Source organism: Coriobacteriia bacterium (assembly GCA_003149935.1).
Classification (GTDB): domain Bacteria; phylum Actinomycetota; class Coriobacteriia; order Coriobacteriales; family QAMH01; genus QAMH01.
Map to the genome: position 1 here is coordinate 380,042 of QAMH01000006.1, position 20,457 is coordinate 400,498.

Annotated in this window: 17 protein-coding genes, 2 tRNA genes and 1 pseudogene; all 20 read right to left on the reverse strand. The window is 59.5% G+C overall.

Annotated features, from left to right (window positions below):
- Window positions 1–18: 18 nt before the first annotated feature.
- On the reverse strand, window positions 19–1,416 hold the full coding sequence (locus DBY20_04425) for a hypothetical protein (GenBank protein ID PWL79127.1): 1,398 nt from the start codon (window positions 1,414–1,416) through the stop codon (window positions 19–21).
- Window positions 1,361–2,221, reverse strand: a complete 861-nt coding sequence (ispH, locus tag DBY20_04430) for a 4-hydroxy-3-methylbut-2-enyl diphosphate reductase (protein ID PWL79128.1) — start codon at window positions 2,219–2,221, stop codon at window positions 1,361–1,363. Before ispH ends, DBY20_04425 begins: the two co-directional genes overlap by 56 nt.
- A gap of 9 nt (window positions 2,222–2,230) precedes the next feature.
- A complete protein-coding gene (locus DBY20_04435) occupies window positions 2,231–2,932 on the reverse strand; it encodes a 1-acyl-sn-glycerol-3-phosphate acyltransferase (protein PWL79129.1) in 702 nt (233 codons plus the stop codon).
- Between the two features lie 3 nt (window positions 2,933–2,935).
- Window positions 2,936–3,619: a (d)CMP kinase gene (locus tag DBY20_04440; protein ID PWL79130.1), complete on the reverse strand. Its 684-nt coding sequence runs from the start codon at window positions 3,617–3,619 to the stop codon at window positions 2,936–2,938.
- 43 nt (window positions 3,620–3,662) lie between these two features.
- Window positions 3,663–4,967, reverse strand: a complete 1,305-nt coding sequence (gene aroA / locus DBY20_04445) for a 3-phosphoshikimate 1-carboxyvinyltransferase (GenBank protein ID PWL79131.1) — start codon at window positions 4,965–4,967, stop codon at window positions 3,663–3,665.
- 2 nt (window positions 4,968–4,969) lie between these two features.
- The gene (locus DBY20_04450; GenBank protein PWL79132.1) at window positions 4,970–6,106 is read right to left on the reverse strand and encodes a prephenate dehydrogenase/arogenate dehydrogenase family protein; all 1,137 of its coding nucleotides are present in this window, start codon (window positions 6,104–6,106) and stop codon (window positions 4,970–4,972) included.
- 144 nt (window positions 6,107–6,250) lie between these two features.
- Window positions 6,251–6,928, reverse strand: coding sequence for a peptidylprolyl isomerase (locus DBY20_04455; GenBank protein ID PWL79133.1), 678 nt, complete (start codon window positions 6,926–6,928; stop codon window positions 6,251–6,253).
- Between the two features lie 8 nt (window positions 6,929–6,936).
- Entirely contained in the window at window positions 6,937–7,629 is a 693-nt protein-coding gene (locus tag DBY20_04460; GenBank protein PWL79134.1) for a hypothetical protein, read from the reverse strand.
- A gap of 36 nt (window positions 7,630–7,665) precedes the next feature.
- Window positions 7,666–8,715, reverse strand: coding sequence for a tryptophan--tRNA ligase (gene trpS, locus DBY20_04465; GenBank protein ID PWL79135.1), 1,050 nt, complete (start codon window positions 8,713–8,715; stop codon window positions 7,666–7,668).
- 63 nt (window positions 8,716–8,778) lie between these two features.
- A complete protein-coding gene (locus tag DBY20_04470) occupies window positions 8,779–9,450 on the reverse strand; it encodes a hypothetical protein (protein PWL79136.1) in 672 nt (223 codons plus the stop codon).
- Between the two features lie 17 nt (window positions 9,451–9,467).
- Window positions 9,468–10,223 (reverse strand): rRNA pseudouridine synthase, encoded by a 756-nt coding sequence (locus DBY20_04475; protein ID PWL79137.1) that lies wholly within the window; start codon window positions 10,221–10,223, stop codon window positions 9,468–9,470.
- Window positions 10,224–10,666: 443 nt separating this feature from the next.
- Window positions 10,667–11,251 (reverse strand): annotated as a pseudogene (gene scpB, locus DBY20_04480) (SMC-Scp complex subunit ScpB).
- Window positions 11,252–11,253: 2 nt separating this feature from the next.
- A complete protein-coding gene (locus tag DBY20_04485; GenBank protein ID PWL79138.1) occupies window positions 11,254–12,120 on the reverse strand; it encodes a segregation/condensation protein A in 867 nt (288 codons plus the stop codon).
- A 93-nt stretch (window positions 12,121–12,213) separates the two neighbouring features.
- Window positions 12,214–14,382, reverse strand: coding sequence for a hypothetical protein (locus DBY20_04490; GenBank protein ID PWL79139.1), 2,169 nt, complete (start codon window positions 14,380–14,382; stop codon window positions 12,214–12,216).
- Between the two features lie 26 nt (window positions 14,383–14,408).
- Window positions 14,409–15,095, reverse strand: a complete 687-nt coding sequence (locus DBY20_04495; GenBank protein ID PWL79420.1) for a site-2 protease family protein — start codon at window positions 15,093–15,095, stop codon at window positions 14,409–14,411.
- A gap of 8 nt (window positions 15,096–15,103) precedes the next feature.
- Window positions 15,104–17,155 carry an ABC transporter gene (locus tag DBY20_04500; protein ID PWL79140.1) on the reverse strand — a complete coding sequence of 684 codons (2,052 nt, stop codon included), beginning with the start codon at window positions 17,153–17,155 and terminating at the stop codon, window positions 15,104–15,106.
- Between the two features lie 71 nt (window positions 17,156–17,226).
- Window positions 17,227–17,301: transfer RNA gene (locus DBY20_04505), tRNA-Val, on the reverse strand.
- 39 nt (window positions 17,302–17,340) lie between these two features.
- Window positions 17,341–17,415: transfer RNA gene (locus DBY20_04510), tRNA-Asn, on the reverse strand.
- 100 nt (window positions 17,416–17,515) lie between these two features.
- On the reverse strand, window positions 17,516–18,133 hold the full coding sequence (locus DBY20_04515) for an MBL fold metallo-hydrolase (protein ID PWL79141.1): 618 nt from the start codon (window positions 18,131–18,133) through the stop codon (window positions 17,516–17,518).
- A gap of 8 nt (window positions 18,134–18,141) precedes the next feature.
- Window positions 18,142–20,457 carry a GTP pyrophosphokinase gene (locus DBY20_04520; protein ID PWL79142.1) on the reverse strand — a complete coding sequence of 772 codons (2,316 nt, stop codon included), beginning with the start codon at window positions 20,455–20,457 and terminating at the stop codon, window positions 18,142–18,144.

The following is a 20,457-nucleotide window of genomic DNA, read 5'->3' on the forward strand; positions in this document are numbered from 1 at the left end:
AGGATTACGATTCGTATCTTACCGCATCAATGCGTCGATGATATCCACAGGCGTGTAGGTGCACAGACGCACGGTCGCGTCACTTGCCGCTTCGACCTCGGCAAGCGTGACGTCGTCGAGCAAGGTGAAATCCTGGTTGAACATCTCGCGTGCTACGAGGACGATGCCCTCGGGGTGCGTCGCGCGCAACGCCGGGATTAGATCGCTTCCGGTAATGAGGCAGGTCACATCGACGTTTCCGCCAAAGAACTCGTTTTCGACAGGCAGTATCTCGAGCTTGCCGACAAGCGGTGATGCATCGATGAGTCCCTGAAGCACACGCGCAAATGCCGTACCGCAGACGATATATGCAGGACGTGCCTCGTCAAGCAACTTTGCGAGCTGAGCAATATGCTCGGCGTTCTCGTCCCACTCGTCGATGAAGGAACGCATCATGCCGATGCCGTCCTGGAACTGGGGGTAGCCCGCATACATGAAGGCAGGCGGAAAATCGTATCCCGCATCGATATAGAACTCGTCGGCGATCTGCAGACGCGGGTTGCGGCGCTCGACGCCGGAATCCTCCTGGAACTCGCGGATGAGCTCGATGACTGCAGCAGCCGCATCGGGATCGTCCGAAAACGACGAGGAGAAACGTCGCTGGTACTTCGTGTAGCCGAGGGGGACGAATCCCGCCGAAAGCACGCCAGGATGCCGTTCGATCCACGCAAGCGTCCTCATGAGCTCTGCCCCATCATTCACGCCGGGAACGACGACAACCTGCACATGAACCTCGAGACCGGCATCGAGCAAAGCCTCGAGCACTTCCATGCCGCGCGCGGCGTTTTTGCCCATGAGCGTCTCACGCACGTCTGGGCTCACCGCATGCAGCGACACATGCAACGGCGAGAGGTGACACTCGATAATGCGCTCGAGTTCGTCATCATCGATGTTGGTAAGGGTCACGAAGTTTCCCTGCAAAAACGAGAGACGGTAATCGTCATCTCGCAGGTACAGCGTCTGGCGCATGCCCTTGGGAAGCATGCCCATGAAGCAGAAACTACAGGCATTGCGGCAGGTCATGACACCATCGAAGATGCAGTCATCGAAGGTGATGCCCCAGTCCTCCCCCAATTCGCGCTCGAGCAGCGCAGTCTGTCCGTCATCGAACGTCACCTCGACATCGAAGCCATCGGCCTGCCAACGCCACTCGATGAGGTCGCGTAGCTTGCTCCCCTCGACCTCCGTGATGACCATGCCCGCCTCAATGCCAACGCGATCGGCCGGCGACCCCTCCTCGACATACGCGACACGGGCACGACAGGGCTGAGGTTGTGCCGGCGTCCGGGAGGAGCCGTAAGGGCATGTCATGCGAGAGGCGTCAGACATTATCCGTCGCCTTGTCGGTGAGCTCGCGTATGTACGCGCACACGGCATCGATATGTTCCTGCGGCGTGCTCGCACCCGCCGTGATGCCGATGCGTTCGACGCCGTCAAGCCAGGAAGCCTCGATTTCGACGCTATCCTCGATATGATGCGTCGCTGCGCAACGTGCCTTGCATATCTCGTAGAGGCGGCGCGTGTTTCCCGAGTTCCTGCCACCAATGACGATCATGAGCTCGACCTGCGAGGCAATCTGGGCAGCGCTGTCCTGGCGCTCCTGCGTTGCGAAGCAGATGGTCTTCTCGACGCGAAGCTCCTCGACACGCCCTTCGAGCGCGCCGAGCACGGCGGCAACGCGATCGGCGCTTTGCGTCGTCTGGATAACGACACCGACCCTTGCGGGCAGCTCACCTGGGAGCTTCTCGGGGACGTCGGCAACGGCGATGACCGCCTCTCCGCCCCAAGCGCGTATGCCCTCGACCTCGGCGTGACCAGGTTCGCCGATGATGACGACGGCGTAGCCCTCTTCGGCAAGCTGCCGCGCCTTGCGTTGGACCTTCGAGACATAGGGACAGGTCGCATCTACGACGGCAAGTCCACGATCAAGCGCGGCATCGACAATCTGCGGAGCGGTACCGTGACTCCTGAGCACGAGCGTCCCCTCCGCCACCTCATCGAGCGTGTCGGCGACGAGCACGCCCTGGGCGGCAAGATCATCGACGACGCGTGGGTTATGGATGAGAGGACCAAGCGTATGCACGGGACCGGCGCTTTCGGCAGCCCCATGCGCCATCTCGAGCGCACGCTTCACGCCATAGCATGCGCCGGCATTTTGGGCGATTTCGATAGTGATGGACACGAAAGCTTCCTAGCCGCGTGCCGTATCGCGCAGACGAAAGACCTCGTCCATGATCGAGGCGATGATCGCATCCGCCCTCCCCTTCTTGGGAAGGTTCTCGAATTGATCGCCTCGTGGGTCGATGGGTTTGCCCACGTTAAGGTAGACACGCGGGAAGCGGATGAACTTGGGTTTGCCGTAGGGCATGATCTTCTCCGTGCCCTCGATGCCAATCGGCACGATGCGCGCATGGCCCATATTAGCAATAAGAACGGCGCCGGCATGGGGATGGTACACCTTGTCCGGCTTGTTCATCCTCGTGCCCTCAGGATAGATGAGCACGCTCTCGCCACGCTTGAGACAGGCAGCGGCACGCTTGACCGCCGTGCGGTCAGCAGAGTCGGGATTGACGGGAATCGCCCCCACGCGGGCAATGAGCTGCGCGAGCACAGGCTTGAACAGCGTATGCCGTGCAAGGATGCGGCTGAAGCGCCTTTGCCCGTAAAACGCGCACCAGTGCACACATGGGTCGGCGTACGAGACGTGATTGCAGACGTAGACGACGGGTTCGTCGCCAATGGCCTCGAGGTTCTCGATGCCGCGTATCTTCCAACGAAAGCACACCTTGAGGATGGGGCGCACGAAGTATGCCGCCACATAGATGAACCAGTTGTGCGGTTTGCCTTTGGGAACCCAGACACCCGAGTCGAATATCTCTTCGAGAGACTTCATGCCCTATTGTTCCCCCTCGTGTACCGCACGAGCCATCTTCACGATCGCATCGCACACCTCGTCTATGCTCATGTCCGTCGTATCGAGTTCGCTGGCATCGTCTGCCGGTTTGAGCGGCGAAGTGGCGCGCGTGCTATCGGCCTTGTCACGAGCGAGGAGATCAGCGAGTATGACCGACGGATCCGTATCGCCGAAGCCGCGCTCGGCATTCTGCAACGCACGGCGACGTGCGCGTTCCTCGGGGCTTGCCGTCAGGAAAATCTTGAGATCCGCATGGGGAAAGACGACCGTTCCGATATCGCGGCCCTCCATCACGATGTCATCATGCGCGGCGATACGACGCTGTTGCTCCACGAGGGCCGTGCGCACCTCGGGGATGGCCGACACCGGGCTGACGGCCTTGTCGACCTCTGGCGTGCGAATCGCAGCCGTTACGTCGACGCCATCGAAGGAGACGGCGCTGGCAACGGGATTGCCCGGCTCGTGCGAGAAGACGATGGGAACTTCGCGCGCGACGGGCTCGAGTGCAGCGGCATCGCTAAAATCGATGCCGTGCTCGATGGCATAGAGGGCGATGCAGCGGTACATGGCACCCGTGTCAAGGTAGTGAAAGCCGAGCATGCGTGCGACGCGCTTGGCAATGGTTGATTTGCCGGAACCCGCAGGCCCATCGATAGCAATTATCACAAGCTGCTCCTTAGCTCATCTGACGTGAGGCTAGTGTATCACCTCAACGTTTCAGGCTCTCCATATCGGCGAAGAAATCGGGCCATGACACGCGCACGCAATCGGGATCGTCGAGCTCGACATCGACGCCGAAGAGCTCACCTGCAAGGTACCAGGTCATCGCAAGGCGATGGTCGCCATACGTCGGGAGCGAGACATGGGTGGGCATGCCGCTTAGGTCACCAGCCAAACCCATGATGTGCAGGTCGTCACTATCGGCATAAGCCACAACGCCGAAGGCTGCAAGCCCCTCGATGATGGCGGTCATGCGGTCACATTCCTTCACGCGCAGCTCGCCACATGACTCGAAGACCGTCTCACCGCATGCTAGTGCCGCGGCAATGGCGAGGATGGGTATCTCGTCGATGAGCGTGGGGATCTCGTCCGGCAGGACACGGGTCGCAATAAGCTGCGGCATATAGGCAACGTGTACGTCACCCACGCGTTCGCGCCCTTCCGTACGCTCGTTTCGATACGTGAGCGCAGCTCCCATGCGACGCAGTACCTCGAACGCGCCCGTGCGTGTCGGATTGAGCGCGACCTGCTCGAGAGTGACATCGGAACCGGGGGAAAGCGCGGCGGCGACGGCCACGAAGACTGCCGAGGAAGGATCGCCGGGAACGGACATGTCATGCGCGTGCATGTGCGCCGGACCTTCGACAGATGCCGTGAGGCCGTTCACCTCGACATCGACGCCGAAGGCGGGCAAGAGCAGCTCCGTGTGGTCACGGCTTTTCGAGGGCTCCGTGACAGAGGTCACTCCCTGCGCCTGCATGCCGGCAAGCAAGATGGCTGACTTCACCTGGGCCGAAGCTTGCTCGGTCACGAGCTGTGCAGCGTGCAGGCCCTGGTTTGAAAGAACACGGACGGGCAAATGGCCCTCGTCGCTCTCGAATGCCGCACCAAGACGGCGCAAAGGCCTCATGACGCGTTCCATGGGACGTCGGGAGAGCGAAGCATCACCGACAAGCGTCGCGTCAACGCCGAGACCGGCAAGCACGCCCATGAGCAGACGAGCTGTCGTACCGGAATTACCACAATCCATGACGAGTCCCGCCGCAGGATGTGTCAGGGGGTCAGATCCCCTGACACATCCAATGCCCTCGACTTCCCCTTCGAGACCACGGGATCCCGGCGCCAAATTGGCATGTGCGCCGAGTGCCTTGATCGCCTCGATGGTCGCATGCACGTCGTCGCTTGGCAGCACGGCCTCGAGCCTCGAGGTGCCCTGCGCGAGGCCAGCAAAGAGAACGGCGCGGTGCGAGATGGACTTGTCGGAAGGTACGCGAATGGAGCCGACGAAGGGCATGTCTAGAGCTCCTCTTCGAGACTTCTTATCGAGAAGTCGTAACCCTTGGTGATGAGCTCGCCACCAAAGCGGCCCATATCGCCCTCGTCGGTCAGGATAAGTTCGAGCACGGCGGTGTCCTCGTTGATGTGGTCGATCTCGATGGATTGGATGTTGCAGGCGGCATGTCCTGCCATACCCGTCACCTCGGCGATGATGCCCGGATGGTCGGTCATGGGGATGCGCACCTGCGTGAGTTTGGCCGAATCGGGAATCCACTTGGCAGGCAGGCTGCGCCGCAGACGCGCGCTCTCCTCGAGCATGGTCGTGAGCGTTTCGGCATCACCTTCGCGAATGGCCGTCTCGAAGCGCGCGATGATCTCGCCGACCTCATGCAGGCCCTGTGAGAGTGCCTCGCTGTTGTCGAGCGCGATGCCACACCAGAGCTCGGGGGAACCGGCTGCGATACGCGTGGAGTCCTTGAAGCCGCCGGCGGCCAAGCGCAGGAGCTCCTTGCGCTCGTCAACGTGATTGCCAGCGAGCTCGACGAGCGAGGAGGCAACCATGTGCGGCACGTGGCTCACGATGGCAATGGCGCTGTCATGCTGCTCGCGACTGATGGAGATGATGCGTGCACCGAGCGCGCTGAAGGTCTCGTAGAGCTTGAGGAAGACCTCGTCTTGCTTGTCGCCCTCAGGGCAGAGAATCCAGTAGGCACCCTGGAAGAGGTCGGCGCGCGCGGCACCGAAGCCATTGGCCTCGGATCCCGCCATGGGATGTCCGGGGAGGTAAAGATCGGGACGCGAGAGGACTTCATCGGAATAGCCGGTGATGACCGCCTTGGTCGAAGCGACATCGGTGATGACGCCATCGTAGCCATTAGCTTCGAGGCGCTCGAACCACTCGCGCGCCGCGTGCACGGGTGTGGCGATGATGACGAGGTCGCATTCGCCGCTCGAAAGCCACTCGTCGACACGTGGGTCATCGACGAGCGCGTACTCGTCGAGCGCGCCTTGCTGTCGGGCTTTCTCGAGCGGCTCGGCATGGCGACCGATGCCGATGATGGTGGGCGGGTCGTCAAGTTCCTTCATTGCCGCGGCAATCGAGCCTCCGATGAGGCCAACGCCAATGATGACGACCTTCTTGAATGGTATTGACATGAGTTCTAACAGCTTTCTATCTCGTTTATCTGGTCAAATGCGGGGATGAGACACATTGGACAGGTACATCTGTCTCATTGCGATCGCAATGAGACAGATGTACCTGTCCAATGTGTCTCATCCCCGGTCGATCTCAACTAATCCCTAATCCTCGATGGTGATGTACTCAATCGTGGGCATGTTGTCGGGGTTGTTGATTGCTCCGCCCTGGCCCGTGGCATACTTGAGATAGGTGTTCACGATTGCATCCACCGTCTGCATGCCGGCATCGTCAACCATGCCGAACGCAGCGTACTGGCCATCAAGGCTGAGCGAGACGTTCTCGCTTGTGGCAAGCGTGATGAAGAAGGTGGTCTTGGCGCTGTTGTAGACGCCGGTACGTGCCATGGCGACCGTGCCGCGCTTGAACTCGTCGGCGAAGCTGTTGTCGACATCGTTTTCGTAGAACTCGCCAATGATGGGAGGCAGCGCAGGGTCATTGCCCGAAGCGCTATTGCCCTTCGTGCCGCCCTGCAGGCAAAAGCCCTCGACGATGCGGTAGAACTTGAGACCATCGTAGTATCCGTCCTCGGCGAGGCTGCAGAAGTTCGCGACCGTGACCGGTGCCGAATCGGCATACAGCTCGATAGTGAACGGGTCGAAACCCTCGACCTTGACGACGGCATGATGCGTGCCTGTGGCGTATTTGCCCGATGCCTTCGTGGTCACGGTATTGGGATCGACGCTCTTTGACGAGGACGAGGACGAGCCGCACGCAGCAAGCGTGCAGCAGATCAGGGCACTGAGCCCGATGATTGCAAAAGCGCGGGCGAACTTCTTCATGTCATACCTCAATCAATCATGGTTATCGATGCGATGCGCGGATACTTGGTCTCGTCGATAATCCTGCCGTTGTCATCGACGATGATGCGGAAGTCCTCATCGGCCGCGGTGGTGCGTTTGGCGATCTCTTCGATGACCTCGTAGTTCTCGACAATCTTGGCAAAGCCGGCATACTTGCCGTCGAGGAAGGAGAGGTCGCTCATGAAGATGATGAGGCTCGATGCGTCGCTTTGCTGCCCGTCGACCGCGCGGTTCATGGCGATGACGCCGCGTTTGAGCGAGTTGGAGTTCTTGATTTCGGACTCCTCGTACTCACCCGTGATGAGATAGTTGTTGTCCTGCTGCGTATTGCCAACGCGCAGGTACATCTCGTTCAGAATCCAGTAGACGGGCTTGCCATTGTAGAAACCGCTATCGACGAGACGGCAGAACTTCTCGGCCGTGACAGGTGCGGAGTGCGAGTAGACCTCGATGGAAAGCGGCGAGGACTCGTAGCCCTCGAAGACGAGCTCGGCATGATGGATGCCACTAGAGTAGTCGATCTCCTCGACGGGAGCATGCACGAGCACCTCGTCTGAGTCCGTCTTCTGCGTATCGGTCTGCACAGACGTCGATGATGCGCATCCGGCAAGGAGCACGCAGGCGAGCATGGTGCAGGACAAGACGATGCACGCGATGGGGATGTACAGCAGGCGTTTCATAGACGAGTCATTCTACTACAAGCGCAGGTACGCGAACTAGTAGACCATTCCCATCGCCTCGTTCACCTCGCCAAGCGTCGCATTGGCGATCTCGTTCGCCTTGCGATTGCCCTCATGCAACACGTCCTTGACGTAATCGAGGTCACGCGCAAGCTCCTCGCGGCGCGCGCGTATGGGAGCGAAGTAGTCATTGACCGCCTCGGTGACAAACGCCTTGAGCGTGCCGCCTCCTCCATCGCCAATCTCGGCGGCGATGTCCACCTCGGTGCGACCCGAGCACAGCGCGGCGGTGGTAAGCAACGCGGAGACGCCAGGTCGATTTTCGCGGTCGAAGGTGATGTTGCGATCGGAATCCGTCGGGGACTTCTTGATGATCTTGGCCGTCTCGTCTGCCGTCATGCACAATGAGATGCCGTTCTTGTAGCTCTTGGACATCTTGCGACCGTCCAGGCCGGGAACCTCGATGACATCCGAGAGGACGCCCTCGGGCTCGGGAAAGACCGGGGCGTAGCGCTCGTTAAAGCGACGGGCGATGGTGCGCGTGAGCTCGATGTGCGGCAGCTGGTCCTTGCCGACGGGTACGACATTACCCTTGCAGAAGAGAATGTCGCAGGCCTGGTGGACCGGGTATGTCAAAAGCAGGCCGGTGAGCGCATGGCCCGATGCCTCCTGCTCGGCCTTGACGGTTGGATTGCGCTCGAGCTCGGACTCGCTCACGAGCGAGAGGAAAGGTAGCATGAGCTGATTGAGCGCGGGAACTGCGGAGTGCGTGAAGATCATCGTCTTGGCCGGATCAATGCCGCAGGCAAGGTAGTCAATGACGATGTTATAGACGTTATCGGCGATATTATCCGTCGTGTCGCGATCGGTAATGACCTGATAATCTGCAATGACGATGTTGGTGTGTATGCCGCGGTTCTGCAGATCGACACGCCCCTTGAGCGTCCCGAAGTAATGCCCGAGGTGCAACCTGCCCGTAGGACGGTCACCCGTGAGCATACGGTACTTGCCGGGGTTAACGTCGAAATCGGCGCGAATCAAATCGCTCTTGCGCTTCGCCGCCTCGAAGCTGCCTTCATTTGGCATGTTGGAGCTGCCTTTCTCTCGAAAATGTCTGCAAGATGGTACACCATCTGGAAAAACGTACAGCTAGTAATTGCCCAAATCCTCGGGATGGATACCGTAAGATTCGAGTTCGGCAAACCCCGGACGCGTCCTGAACACGAAGCTATCAACATTGCGCACGATGAGGTGATTCACCTCATCAGGCCCCATCGCGAGCCAATTCGCGAGAAACCCTCTGATAACGCCACCATGTACGATGACGGCTGTACGGCCTTCCAGACACTCGAGCTCCTCACTCGCCTCTCGGATGCGTGCGAGAAAATCGTCGAAGCTCTCCCCTCCCTGCGCGGGCGGCCACATAGCCGCACGCGGTCCCCAAGGGAAGGGCAAGTCGCGCTCGATGACATCATCGAAGGTCATGCCCTCGATGGGGCCAAAATCGAACTCGATGAGACGTTCGTCAACGCGCAGCTCGACACCAAGCTCGCGTGCTGCCGGCTCGGCAATCATCATCCTGCAGCGTTTGAGGGGCGAGCATATGATGCGGTCAGGACGCCAGGCGACGAGCCCCTCGACGGCGCGGCGCGATTGTTCCTCACCGAGCGCGGTCACGCCTTCGTCTCTTCTCCCGAGAAAGAAACCCTGGGAGTTCGCATGCGTCTGGGCATGCCGCATGAGCAAGACCCGTGGCATCTCATCCTTGGCTCCCGTCGCAAGCGGGTTCGGGGTCGTCGTATCGCCTTCGTGCTTCGTCATAACCGGCTTCTCCCTGTCTAAAGGCCCGCAGTCTCGCGCAAGCTCGCGACCTCGTCATCGCGCAAGAGACGCCAGGCGCCCTCCTCGACATCGACGAGCTCAAGTGGGCCGAAGCTACTCCGGTGCAAGTCGAGCACCGGATGATGCACGGTCGAACACATGCGCTTGACCTGACGCTTTCTGCCCTCGTGAATGACGAGCTCGATATCGGAACTGCCATCGGGGCGTTTGGCAACGATGCGAACCCGTGCCGGCGCCGTGAGACCGTCGTCGAGCATGATGCCACCACTCAGGCGCGCAAGATCGACCTCATCGGGCACGCCGTCCACATGTGCCTGATACGTCTTGTCGACATGGTGTTTGGGATGAAGGAGGTGCTGGCCCATGTCGCCATCGGTCGTGAACAGGAGCAAGCCCGTCGTGTCCTTATCGAGTCTGCCAACGGGATAGAGGCCAGGATATAGATCACGCGGCACGAGCTGCGCGACGCAGGGACGTCCCTGCGGATCGTCCATGGTCGTCAGATAGCCCTTGGGCTTGTAGAGCATGAGGTAGACGGAATCGTCTTCGAGATGCACCTCACGGCCATCAACGCAGACCATATCGACTTTGGGATCGACCTTACTCCCGAGCTCGGTCACGACCTGGCCGTTCACGCTCACACGCCCGGCGGTCATGAGATCCTCCGAGCCACGCCGGCTCGCAACGCCCGCACGGGCGAGGAACTTCTGCAGGCGCATGGGAAACGGTTGTTCGGGCGTTGCATCCGTCATGATTACCCGACCAACTCGATATCGTCATCATCAGGCTCGTCCTCATTGGGTTCCTCGTCATCGTCATCGATATAGACGTATGCTTCCTCTTCCTCAGGATCAGCCGTGTCGATGAGGTCGTCTTCATCAGTTGCGTACTCATCGACTAGCTCGTCATCGTCCATGTCATCGGCATCGTCTTCGTCAGGTTCGACTTCGTCATCATCTCCGAAGTACGCGTCGAGGATACCGTCAACGTCCTCGATATCGACACCAAGGTAGTCGTCAACCTTCTCGGTCATGGATTGGGCGATGACATCGGCAACGCCCTCGGCATCGTCAACGCGTGCCTCATCACCCGCATCGACTTCCTCGACGCGCGCGACAGCGGCATCAAGCGCAGCAGCCGCCTCAGCTTGCAGCAACTCGATTGGCTCGTCCTCGCCGGAAAGCTCGAGTTGCATGTCATCGGTTTTGTCCACACCGCTCAAGCGCTCGCGAATCTGCTCGCGGCTTGCGTCGTCCGGCGCAAAATCCTCAAGAGGTGGCAGGTCTTTCACGCTCTTGAGGCCGAATCGCTCGAGGAAGGTGCGCGTCGTGCCGTAGAGGATGGATCCTCCCGGCTTATCGCGGCCCATCTCGCGCACGAGACCCTTCTCGACAAGCGAGGAAACGACGCTCTCCGAATTCACGCCTCGTATGGCGTTGACCGTCGCGCGCGTTACGGGTTGATGATAGGCAATGACCGCAAGCGCCTCGAGAGCGGCCTGCGACATGCGATGCGTGTCCCAGGAGACAACGTAGCGCTCGATGGCCTCGTGATAGGCGGGATGCGTGTAGAAGCGCCAACCGCCTGCGACCTCACGCAACTGTATGCCGCGGTTCTCGTCCATGTACTCGGCGGCGAGCGCGACCAGCGCCTCGTCGACCTGCACGGGGCTCACGTCGAGAATCTCCGAGAGACGCGCGGCGCTCACGGGCTCGTCCGATACGAAAAGCAGTGCCTCGGCAGCGCTCATCAAGTCCGCATATCGCTCGTCACGTGCCATGATTACTCCTCATCTAGCATGTCTTCATCTGATGCATCCCGCGCGTCCTCACCGTCAAGCTGCTCGAGCGACGGGTCTTCCGGCATGCCCCAATCGGGTACGGAGAAATCGGTGATCTCCGGTGCGTCGGCATCGATATCGAGCTGTATCTCGGCAAAGGCCGCATCCTGGCAAATCCTGATGACGCCGCGCTTGTAGAGTTCGAGTATTGCCAAAAAGGTGACGACGACGAGTTCGGGCGTGGGGGCGTCTCCGACGAGCTGACTGAAGGTGCAGCTCTCGCGGCGGCGCATCGAGCGATAGATGCCCTCGACATGCTTCTCCATCGAAATGGGCACGGCGGCGATGTGCTCGGCCTCGAGCAGGAAGGTGTCACGCCGCGCGGCAATGTCAGCGCAGATAACCGCGAGCCCGTGAAGCGTCGTGCCCTTGAGGTAGTCTGGCATGAGACCGAGAAACCGCTCCTCGAGACTTGCCTGCCGAGGATGCATCTTTGCCTCGTTTTCCATGCGCATGCCCAGGGCGGCGGCGGCATTCTTGAACTGCTTGTAGACGACGAGACGTTCGACCAGGATGTCACGTGTCTGCTCTGGCGTCAGGTCCGCGAACTCGTCATCGAGTTCGATCTGCTCGATGCCATCCTTGGGAAGAAGCGAGGATGCCTTGATTTGCAGCAAAGTTGCCGCCACGACGAGAAAATCGCTCGCGATATCGAGGTCGAGATCCTTCATGCGCTCGACTTCCGCAAGGTATTGGTCGGTGATATCCGCAATCGAAATGGCGCCGATATCGATCTTCTGACGTGACACGAGCGTGAGCAGGAGGTCAAAAGGCCCCTGATAGGCATCTATGCGAACGCGATATGACACGTTTAGGCTCCCGTTTATCGAACATGCGCTTGGTTCGCTATTCTAGCGCAGGAACACGGCAATCGGACGGATGCGCCTCGCGTTTGTCTGCTTTTAGCGCGTCGATGACATCCGAACAGCCGATGGCGCAAGGGCGACGGGGGCATTGGACGCAAGCTGGAGTACCACGATGTCCTCGAACCACTCGGGCGTAACATCGAGCGCAATGCCCTCGTCGAACTTGAGTTTCTGGGTCTTGGGCATGACGATGTAGGCAATGCCCGCATCATCATCGCAGGTACGGCCGTTCGCATCGAAGATGTTGTCCCCCACCGTATCATCGCTCGCGAGCAAAAGCTCTCTCTGCGATATCGCACCTTCCTCGAGCGCGTTGCGTACCTGCCGTTCGAGGATGTAGGCGCAGTTGAGACGCCCGTTTTCGAGATAGACGTCCATGAGGTTGTTGAAAGCGGAGTTCTCGTCATCGACCACGACGAGAACCTGCTCGCCATCGGGCAGGGCGGAGACGAGCTCGTTCACGGCGCAGATCTCGGCAGCTTCCTCGGCATCGATTCGATAGACGGAATCGTTGTACTGGTAGGCACCGATATTGGCCGCTATCATGGCGAGCGCGATGAGCACGGGAACGCCGATTGCGGCTTTGGGATGATGCCTCGAGGCAATCGCCCACATACCAAAGACAAGGTAGATACAGACAAGCGCCTTGGCAAGCCAGATGCCGGGATTTATCTCGAGGAACGCGCCGTGGTAGATGTCCTTGGCGCCCGAGCTAACGGACGGGTCAACGTTCGGGTCGATGGGAAGAGGCGACAGGTGTTCTCCGAGCAGACGCAGGGGATGGAACTGCGCATTGTCGAAACCCTGCGAGTAATCGCCATTTCCCAGCATGAAGACAACGAGCAGACACATGCCCAACGTCATCGCGATGGCCGCGGCAAAGGCGAAGGGGGTGCGCATGATGGCGGTGCCATCGCCGCGCAGCAGCTGCTTGATGGTCAGGAAGAGCAGCGGTAGGAAAATCGGGGCGACGTAGCGCACGTGCGGACGAATGCCGACATGCCCGAGATCCTCGCGTATGGATATCGTGTAGACAACGATGAGGAGGATGAAGACGAAGGCGAGCAAGCAGAAGAGGTACAGGTCACGTTCCCGCCTCGTCAAGCGTGGCCAGGTAAGAGCAGGCAGGACGAGCGGGAAGAACGCGAATGCGATGACGAAATGCGTCGCATCGCTTGCCAGCGTGTAGATGGCAAAGAGCAGCGTGTAGGGATTGAGCAGCACCGACGGATCGGTTTGGTTATACGAGTTGAGGAGTCCCGAGAAGAGCGTGAACTTGAGGATGATGAAGGGAATGATGAAGCCCACGAGAAAGCAAGCAAGAGGTAGGCAGGCGCGAAACCAGGCTTGCCCTCGCACCCGACCCGCGCTTCGCGCGATGCCGCTGCGGACGGCGGCCTGCGGACGACCGCAGGCTGGCTCTCGCACCCGACCCGCGCTTCGCGCGATGCTGCTGCGGAACTCGCGCGCCTCAGGCGCGCTCAGACAGTCCTCGCAAGACCGCATCGCGCTCATCGCGGGTCTGCTCGAGATGCCTGCGGTCGTCCGCAGGTCATCGTCCGCTTGCGCTCTTCCGTCATCTTTCGCGCGGCAAATCCGCACGATCATCATCACTATGAAGGCGAGTGCAAAACCGAGGGCGACCTCTTTGGCAAGATAGGTGACGTAGCACAGTAGTCCCGCGCCGGCGCACCAGGCATATCCCGCCCCTCCCCGCGCCTCGAGGGCGCGCAGGCAGCAGGCGATGAGCCACAACGCAAGCGGCAAGTAGATGCACTCGCTCAAGAACGTCATCGAATAGCACATGTCGGGCATGATCAAGGCGAAGAGCAGGCAGATGATGACCGGCGCCTTGCCGGTGAAGAGTCTGCGGGCAAGCAGAAGCGCCGGAAAGACAGCCGAGGAGACGTAGATGCTGTTGAGTAGCGTGATGAGACGCACGCGCAACAGGGGATCATCTGCCAGAAACGCGGGCGAGAGTGCAAGCGGATAGAGAATCTTCTGGAAGCTCGAGAAACCACCACGCTCGATAAGCTGTCCTTCGTTGAAGAGACTCGCGGCGAGATTAAGGTAGCGAATCTCATCGGGAAGCACGCCGATGCACTTCGGAAAGTCCGCAAGGCAAAAACGCACGACGCTCGACAGCACGAAGAGCCCCGCAGCGACGAGAACGAGAACGCGGATGTCGTGATTGTCACGTGTCACGAGACGTCCCTCCCCCTTCGCTCTCACTAGATGGGCAACAGGAAGCGAGAAATCGCGCCGGCAGTCACATCAAGGTAGATGCCGAAAATGTCCACGTGGAGGAAATACGGCAGCACGAGGATGATGAGCAGGAAGAAGAACATGGAGTATTGCTGGACCTTGTAGTACGTGCGCAGCGCCTTGTCGCTCAGGAACGCCGCGATAATCGAGCTACCATCAAGCGGTGGAATCGGGATGAGGTTGAAGAACGCGAGGCAGAGGTTGATCGTGCAGAAGTAGGTGCCGAAGTACCAGATGTAGAAGCCAACGGCGGCGGGAATGGCGGGCATCTGATATAGGTAGATGCCACCCCAGGCTATCGCGGCTCCCACGAGGCTCAGCATGAGGTTCGTGGCGGGCCCCACGAGACCGACGATGAGCTCACCCTTGCGGATGTTCTTGAAGTAGCGTGGATTGTAGGGAACGGGCTTGGCGTAGCCAAAAAGCATGCCGCCTCCGCCACCGAGCACCGACATCGCAATGAGACACGCGGGCAGGATGACCGTACCAAAGGGATCGATGTGCTTGAGCGGGTTGAGTGAGAGACGCCCGGCGTTCTTGGCAGTCGGATCGCCGAGTTTGTATGCGGCGTAGCCGTGCGCAACCTCATGCAAGACGAGCGCCGGGATGAAGGCCGCGACCATGATGACGACCTCGATGACTTGCGTCAGCATCGCGTTGCTCATGCGTCCTCCCCCATCTGCTTGAGCTCGAGCTCGATGGTGGCGGACAGCTCGAGCCATTCGGCCTCGTTGGCCGTCATGCGTGCCTTGAGTTCACTATATTCGGTCATTGCCGCCTCAAAGCGCTCCTGGTCTGCGTAGAGGGCCTCATCGGCCATGAGCGTGACGAGCTCCTCATGGCGTGCGTCATCTATTTCCATTTGCTTCTCGAGCTCGGCAACGCGCCTGCGCTCGTCCTTGAGCTTGCGGTACACGCGATTGCGTGCCTCGGCTTCGGCACGTTTCTGCTCTTTGGTCTTGGGAGCGGAGCCCTTGGAGCTCACCGCAACCGTGCGGCGCGGCTTCTGATGTTCACGTGGCTCGGGCTTGGCATCCATGGTCTTGTCGCGTGCCGACAGCTTGAGATTGCCCGTCTGCTCGGACGCATCGACAGCGTTGCCGTAAGCGTCAACTTGTCCCGACTTGTAAAGGAAGTAATCGTAATCGCCAGGGTAGTCGGTCACCACACCGCCATCGATATAGATGATGCGATTGGCGAAGGAACGAATGAGATGCCGGTCATGGCTGATGAGAACGATGGTTCCATCGAAGCTCTGCAAAGCCTGCTCGAGTATGTCGACGCTCGAGATGTCCAGGTGGTTGGTGGGCTCGTCGAGGCAAAGCAAGGGTGCAGGGGAAACGAGCATCTTGGCAAGTGCGAGACGTGCCTTCTCGCCACCAGAGAGCACGCTCACCTTCTTATCGACGTCATCGCCTTTGAAGAGGAAGGCGCCGAGCAACGAGCGCACCTGCGTCTGCGTCCATCCCGGTGCCGCATGATCGAGCTCGGCGAAGACGGTGTTGCGCAGATTAAGCTCCTCGAGCTGATGCTGGGCAAAGTACGAGAGCTCGACGTGAGCTCCATAGGTGATTGAGCCGGCATCATGGCCAAGTTCACCGGCAATCATCTTGAGCAGCGTCGACTTGCCCGATCCATTGGGACCCACGAGCGCAATCTTTTCGCCGCGCCAAATATCAAGGTCGAGATTCTCGTAGACATGTTTCTCGCCGAAGGACTTCGAGACCCCCTCGATATGCACGACGTTATCACCGGTACGCGCCGGCTGCGGAAAGACGAATCGCACCTTTTTCTTTTCCTCGGGAATCTCGATTCGCTCGATGCGCTCGAGTTTCTTGACGCGGTCTTGCACTTGCTTGGCCTTCGTCGCCTTATATCGAAACTTCTCGACGAAAGCCTCCATGTGCGCAATTTCCTTGTCCTGCGCTTCCTTCATGGCAAGCAGACGGGCACGCGCCTCGTCACGCTGGACGAGGTAGGCATCGTAATTGCCCGTGTAGATGCTGACCTTACCGTTGGAAATATCAGCCACGTGGTCGACCATGCCATTCATGAAGGCACGGTCATGACTTACGACGAGCACGGCGCCACGATAGGTCTTGAGGAAGTTCTCGAGCCAGCGCACGCTCTCGAGGTCGAGGTGATTGGTGGGCTCGTCGAGCAGCAGGATCTCCGGGGCACGCAAGAGGAGCTTGGAAAGTGCGATGCGCATCTGCCAGCCGCCGGAGAACTCGTCGGTCGAGCGCTCCATGTCCTCTTCGTGAAAGCCCAGGCCAAAGAGTACGCGTCGCGCCTGGGACTCGATGTTGTAACCGTCCTTGGCCTCGAATCGCGTACGCAGGCGACCGTACTCCGCGAGAAGGTCATCGGCGCGGGATTCATCTGCGCTTTCCATCTCGCGCTCGAGAGCCTCAAGGCGCTTCCCGAGCTCTGCGACATCGGCGACGCTCGTCATGACTTCCTCGAGGACGCTGCGTCCCTCCATCTCGATGGATTCCTGCTCGAGGTATCCCGGATGGGCATCGCGTGCGAAGACGACCTGACCGGAGTCGGCGGACTCAAGCCCGGCAATGATGTTCATGAGCGTCGTCTTGCCTGCCCCGTTGGGGCCGACAAGGGCATACCGGTCACGCTCGTTGATGCGAAACGAGACATTCGAGAAGAGAACGCGTGTACCAAATGACTTGGTGACCTTGTCGACATTGAGAATCATGGTGGTCTATTCTACGCGAGTTCTGGCAATAACAAAGCCAGGCGAAAGAAGTGCCTGGCTTTTGGCTTTCATGGTGGGCGTAACAGGGTTCGAACCTGTGGCCCCTTCCGTGTGAAGGAAGTGCGCTCCCGCTGCGCTATACGCCCCTATGAGCAGGGCCGCGATAAGGCGGCCCTGGAAAATGCTGGCTCCCCGGGTAGGATTCGAACCTACAACAACTCGGTTAACAGCCGAGGGCTCTGCCGTTGAGCTACCGAGGAATACCGCGCACATGCGCAAGTCGAGATTATAGACGAAACGTGACGGTACGCAAGAAGAAAGTTGGCAAACGCGTCAAATGCAGTCTGATATGCGCTTCATCTATCGCAAATACGGATTGAGCCTACGCTCGGCGCCCATGGTCGATGCACCCTCATGCCCTGGATACACGATGACCTCATCGGGGATGTCCACGAACTTGGTCGAAAGCGTCTCGACCATCTGCTCCATGGAGCCATGCTCGAAATCCGTGCGTCCGAAACGACCGCCCGAAAACAGCGTATCGCCAGAGAAGAGAACGCCGTCTCCCGCACAGTACAGGCAAATGGAACCTTCGGAATGCCCCGGCGTCTCGATGACCGTGAAGACCTTGGAGCCGACCGTGAGCTCATCGCCTTCGTGCAAGTGCCGGTTGACATGCGGTGCCCCATAGCCGCGATCAAGATCGTGGCCGTTCTGATTGGCAACGCCATCGACAAGCACCGCATCCGCCGCTGACATGGCAACGGGAGCCCCGCTAATGTGGGCAAGGCCCGAGAGAGCACCGATGTGATCCCAGTGGGCATGCGTAACGACAATCTCCTTGACAGGGCGTGCATGGATATCCGCGTTGATGATCGTGAGATCGTCACCCGGATCGATGACGAGAAGCTCCCCATCGTCCTCGATGATGTAGCAGTTGGTCTGGATGGGACCGACCTTGCATGTCTCGATGTTCATGACACTCCCTATGCGTTTTTGGGTACGGTGTCCTTCTGCTTGCCCGGCAGCACGCGAGACGCACCGAAGACACCGTCGATTTTCTTGGTATCGGACAAAATACGATTGACGATGGCGAGATCGGAGACTTCGAACACGAAGCGCATCTCGACAATATCGTCTTTGTGCGTCGTCGTCGTGCATGACACGATATTGACACCGGAATCAGCGAGGAACATGACGATGTCTTGCAGCAGACGCAGCCTGTCGATGGCCTCGATGTAGATCTCGACCTGATAGACGGCCTCGGTCTCACCCTCCCAGGCGACCTCGATGATACGCTCGGGATTGCGACGCAGATCGTCCGCGTTAGGGCAATCGGAGCGATGCACAGAGACACCGCGTCCGCGCGTGATGAAGCCAATGATGTCATCACCGGGAAGCGGATTGCAGCAATGCGAAAGGCGCACATATACGTCATCGAGTCCCTTGACGATGACGCCCGTCTTGTTGTGCGTGGACTTCTTGCCTTTGCGCTTGCCCTCGCCGCGTGGCGTCACCTCGGGAAGGACGATGTGCTCCGTTGCCGGCTCTGCCGCTGCGATGCTCCCGGCACCCGCTGCCTTGTTGATGATGCGCACCGCCCGGTGCATGACCTGCTTGGGCGAGAGATTGCCTGCACCAACCGCGACGTACATCTCGTCGGCGTTCTTGAAGTTGAGCGCCTCGGCGACCTCGGCGAAAGCCGGCGTCATCTTAGCGCTCGAAAGCGTGACGCCGTTCTTGCGTGCCTCGCGCACGATGTAGTCGCGTCCACGCTCAAGATCGTCGTTGCGCGTGATCTTGGCGAAGTACGCCCTGATCTTGGAGCGTGCACGTGGCGTGTTGACAATGGACAGCCAGTCGCGTGAAGGCGAGGCGTTCTTGTGCGTGAGGATCTCGACGCGGTCACCCATCTGCAGGGTATACGTGAGCGGAACGATCGAACCGTTGACCTTCGCGCCGACGCAGTGGTTTCCGACTTCCGTATGAATGGCGTAGGCGAAGTCGAGCGGTGTGGAGCGCGCACGCAGGCTGATGACCTCACCCTTGGGAGTGAAGCAGAAAACCTCGCTCTCGAAGAGGTCTACCTTGAGCGACTCCATGAACTCCTGCGGATCGCTTGTCTCCTGCTGCCAATCGAGCATCTCGCGCAACCAGGTGAGCTTCTCGTCGAAGCTGCGCGCCGCACGGTCCTTCGTGGCGCCTTCCTTGTAGCGCCAGTGCGCCGCGACACCATACTCGTTCATGCGGTGCATTTCCTCGGTGCGAATCTGAATCTCGAGGGGACGCGCCGCCGGGCCAATGACCGTCGTGTGCAGCGATTGGTACATGTTGAACTTGGGCATCGCGATGTAATCCTTGAAGCGCCCCGGGATGGGATGCCACAGGTTGTGAACGGCGCCCAGACTCGAATAGCACTCGGGGATGGAGTCGACGATAATGCGCAGGCCGATGAGGTCGTAAATCTCCGAAAAGCCCTTTTCCTTCTTCTTCATCTTCTGGTAGATGGAGTACAAGTGCTTGGGACGGCCGTATATCTTCGCGTCCGCGAGGCCCACGCGGTCGAGCTCCTCGCGCAGTGCCTCCATGGCCTGGGCAAGGTATTTCTCACGTGCCTCACGCGTCTCGTTGACCATCTTCTGAACCTGCTGATATTTGGCAGGCTCGAGGTAGAAGAACGAAAGGTCCTCGAGCTCCCATTTGATCGAGCCCATGCCGAGACGATTGGCGAGCGGCGCGTATATCTCCATGGTCTCGCGCGCCTTGAAGAGGCGGCGATCCTCGCGCAACGCCATGAGCGTGCGCATGTTATGAAGCCTGTCGGCGAGCTTGATGACGATGACGCGAATGTCGTTGCTCATCGCCATGAGCATCTTGCGCAGGTTATTGACCTGTGCATGGCTGAGGGACTCGATCTCGAGGCTGTTGATCTTGGTGACGCCGTCCACGAGTTCTGCGACCGTATCACCGAACTTCTTGCGTATGTCGTCAAGCGTGTACTCGGTATCCTCGACCGTGTCATGCAAGACCGCGGCGCGCAAGGTGTCGCTGTCCATGCGCAAATCGGAGAGGATGATGGCAACCTCGACCGGATGCATGATGAAAGGCTCGCCGGATTTGCGGAACTGGCCCTCGTGAGCATCCTTGGCAAAGAGGTATGCTTCCTCGATTGCCTCGCAATCCTCATCGGACAGGTATACGGAGGCATTTTCGATGAGCACATCGATGCGATCGGTTGCCTGCTCATCTTGCGCCTCTGTCGCTATGTTCTTCTGGTCGCTCACGTGGATCACCTCCTCTAT